The 3,639-nt window shown below is 66.1% G+C and carries 2 protein-coding genes; both read left to right on the top strand.

Translation table 11 applies throughout. The features are described from left to right. The first annotated feature begins 409 nt into the window (after positions 1-409). Positions 410-655 (top strand): hypothetical protein, encoded by a 246-nt coding sequence (locus tag JX283_RS07955; RefSeq protein WP_204830098.1) that lies wholly within the window; start codon positions 410-412, stop codon positions 653-655. A gap of 727 nt (positions 656-1,382) precedes the next feature. Next, positions 1,383-2,312 carry an ATP-binding cassette domain-containing protein gene (locus JX283_RS07950; RefSeq protein WP_204830097.1) on the top strand — a complete coding sequence of 310 codons (930 nt, stop codon included), beginning with the start codon at positions 1,383-1,385 and terminating at the stop codon, positions 2,310-2,312. The last annotated feature ends 1,327 nt before the right edge of the window (positions 2,313-3,639 follow it).

Below are 3,639 nucleotides of genomic sequence, written 5' to 3'. Positions count from 1 at the left end.
CTGCTATATGTGGCTGTTGTTTGCCGATATATCCGGCAATCAGTTGTTGTCAGGGCCGGCACGGGGAACCGAGAGGCGGATGCCATATTCTTACAACTGATTATTTATTGTTGCCAAAAGTTCCGGCAAGCCATGAGCACGGTTGTCTCGCTCTTTTCTTTTGCTGACAAATCTACCTCGTGTTTTGTGGTCTTTGACAGGGTCTGTCAGGGAGNTGTCAAAAACGGCCTCAAAAAGGCCCTTCTCGGCAAAGCCTATCCTGCGTTCAAGCCGGTCGTGCAGACCGGCCGTTCCTACTCTTGCGAGAGAAAAAGAGATGCCATGTCGAGAGGCCCCAAGGCTCTGCCAGGCCCATGGCCCGTTTTCCTGCAAGGTCTATGCGGACGGTTCCGTGGCCCTCTGTGACCTTATGGACGCCCCCGAGGCCCGCGTCTTTCTCGAGGACATCGTCGATTGCCCCGAGAGGCTTAACGAGGTCTACAGCGACATCAAGGCCACAGACCCGCTTCAAGATTCGTCTTGCGTCCGTTGCCCGGCGCTGCAGGCCTGCGGCGGCCGCGCATGGTGCCGCCGTGACCAATGCGACCCTTCCGTGCTCAAACGGGTGCTCGGGTCGAACCTTGCCGTGCTCTCCCATTCCTTAAGAAAGGAATAACTCGATGTACGTCCATGAGTTTTTTCGGCGACACCCGCTNTGGATGACTTCTTGCCTTGTGGTCGTCGCAATTGCGTCCTGCGNGAACGTGGNCATGGCCTTTGTGGTGCAGGCGCTCGTGTCCCTGGTCACTTCGGGTGAGCTTGCGGCTCATCCCGAGGCGGCTTGGGTTGCCGTGGCCTATCTCGTGCCGTGGGCGCTGACCGAGTACGCCTGGGTGGCGTTCACCTATCATCTGGTGGGCCGCTACCAGGCCGATATACGACTCAACGTTATGGACCAGATAAAGGGCACCAAGGTTCCCCGGTTGAGCCGCTTCTATCACAACCCCGATGCCTTTCGGTCTGGAATCGTCAACGATGCCGGCTTGATTGGTGCGGATTATTTTTACTACACATTTAGGATAACCTATGATGTGGTGACGTTTGTGGCCNCGATCATTGCGACGGGCCTTATCGACCCCTCGTTCATACCCTTTGTGCTGGGCCTTTCCTTGGTCTCGGCCATCCTTCCCAAGNTTGCCCAGANGCGCCTCTCTGAGGCCCAACGCCGTACCTCTGACAGGGTTGCGGTGCTCNTCGCGGAGGCCTCCCGCATCACCGACGGTATGGAGTCCCTTGTCTCTTGTCGTTGCGCTGAGCGCGCGTGGCAGGCGCTGGTCGATGCCAACGAANGGGTGAGGCGGGCCTTCGTGCATCGCCTGATGGTGAGGACAGAGGTTTATACCTTGTCCGTTGCTTCGGGAAAGCTCGTGACCTACGGCATCTGGGCCCTGGGGGCCTTGGCCGTGGCCCAGGGGTCCATGGACCTGGCCAAGCTCGTGGCCCTGGCCCAGCTCATGACCGTGCTGCAAGACCCGANNCAGGAGATATCCCCCATCTACTCGGACGTTATCTCCAATCGGGCGCTCGTGAAGAAGATCAAGGACCTGTCCCAGGAGGAAGAACTGGACGACGGGGAAGACGCTGCGGCCGCAGGTCTCGCCGCCCCCGCCCCCGCCGACGGCCTGGCCTGCGAGGGCCTCACGGTCGCGGCCGAGGGCGGCGGCGAGGTGCTCTCCGGGGCCCGCCTGGCCGTGCCCGCNGGCGCCCGGGTGCTCGTGGAGGGCCCCTCGGGGGCGGGAAAGACCACCCTTCTGCGGGCCCTGGCCGGCACCGCGGCGGCCTCGGGCGCCGTGTGGCTGGGCGGGGAGCCCCTGGGGCCGGCCGAGGACCGGGCCGGCCGGGTGTGCCTGGTGACCCAGGCCGTCTTCCGGGCCGCCCCCGACCTGGCCGGCTGCATGGACCCCGGCGGCTCCGGCGACGCCCTGGCCGCCGCCCGGGAGGCGGCCTCCGCCTGGCCCGGGGTGCTCGGCCCCCTGGCCGCCCGCCTGGCCGAGGACCCGCGCGCCCCGGCGTCGTCGCTGTCGGGAGGGGAGGCCAGGCGTCTGCACCTCCTGCGCGGCCTCCTGGCCGCCCCCGAGGCCCTGCTGCTCGACGAGGCCTGCGCCGGGCTCGACCCGGCCTCGGCCGCCGCGGCCCTCTCCGAGGCCAACGCCTCGGCCGCGCCCGTGGTGCTGTCGGTGGTCCACGACCTGCCGGCCGACCCGGCCTCGCTGGGCTTCACGCACCGCGTGCGGGTGGAGGGGGGCCGCGTGGGGCCCCTGGAGCCGCTGTAGCGCGGGCGGCCGCGCCCCGCCTCCGGCCGTGGCTCCCGGCCCTGCTCCCCCGCGTCCCCTTCTGCGCCTGAAAGCGGTCGAGGGCGCCCTCGACCGCTTTCAGGCGCGGGGGGCGGGGGAGCAGGCNCAGAAGAGAAGAGGAGAGGAGAGTCCGATGCGGCTGTTTCTCACGGTCCTGTTGGTGCAGCTCAAAGCTGTTTACGCTCGCCCCGAGAAGTGCCAAAAAGCATCCGTTCCAGGACGCGCTGCAGCTTTGCTTCTGTCCGGAGTCGCCTGCGTCCTCGTCCTGTGTTTCATGGGCTATTGCGGCTTCAGCCTTCAAGCCGTAGGTGCCGGAATCGCGCTGCCCGTGCTCTCGGCGCTTCTCGCCTTGGCGTGTGGGGCGGTGGCCTCGTTTCCCGCGGCCGCAGACGCGCTGTTTGCCGCCGAGGACTACCGCTTTTCCATGAGCTTGCCCATCCCTGAGTGGGTCCACGTGGTGACGCGCCTTGTTCCTCTGTATCTCGCGGGCGCGTTCTTTGCGGCTTGGCTGGTTGTGCCTCTCTGGGGAGGGGCCGCGTCATGCGATGCGGTCCTGCTTTCCCCCGTGCATATGGCCGCCGTTGTTGCCTGCTCCCTGCTGGTGCCCGCCTTGGCCTTGGGCGCGTTTTCCCTGCTGGGGGCAGGTATCGTGCGTCATGTGCGCGACGGTCTCCCTGACCTGTGTGGTCCTTATGGCCGTAGGGGGTGCGCCGTGCCAGNTGGTTGGCCTGTGCGTTTTTCTCCCCTGCGCCTCGTTCTGGTTCACGGCCAATCTGGNTCTGTACCTCGACGTGTCGAATCCGCGCTATGAATGGGCGAGTCCAGGGGCCGTTGCCAGCCGCGGTCGGCCGGCGGTGGTCTGCGGCCTTGTGACGGCGATTCTTACCGTTGCGGCCCTGGCGACCGACTTTGTTCTCGCCCTTGCTTGCGACTGGGGCCTCGGGCGGCTCAGCGCCCTTTTCGCTGCCTGCGCCTGTTTGCTGGCGATTGGCGGCTGTGTCCTTTTCCGCGCGACGCCGATGCAAAAGGCGCGGTAGGGGCGATTGCGGCTGATCGGCTCTTGCTTGTCCGTCGTTCGGCCCTCGTTCGGCCCTCGCTCGTTCATCGCTTGGCCCACTCTCTCCGCCTCTTTCCCTCCCTCTCCGCGCTCCTCTTCTGCGCCTCCCCTCCGCGCCTGAAAGCGAATAGGGGCGCCCTCAACCGCTNTCAGGCGGAGGGAGGGGAGCGGCACAGAAAGAGGCCGGGCGCAGAAGAAGCGGCGGAGAAGGGCCCGCGGAGAAGGGGCCTGCGCAGAAGGGACCCGCAC

Source organism: Olsenella sp. CU969 (assembly GCF_905219715.1).
Taxonomy (GTDB): Bacteria; Actinomycetota; Coriobacteriia; order Coriobacteriales; family Atopobiaceae; genus Granulimonas; species Granulimonas faecalis.
The sequence above is the reverse complement of the archived record's forward strand: the minus strand, read 5'-3'. Positions and strand labels throughout refer to the sequence as shown.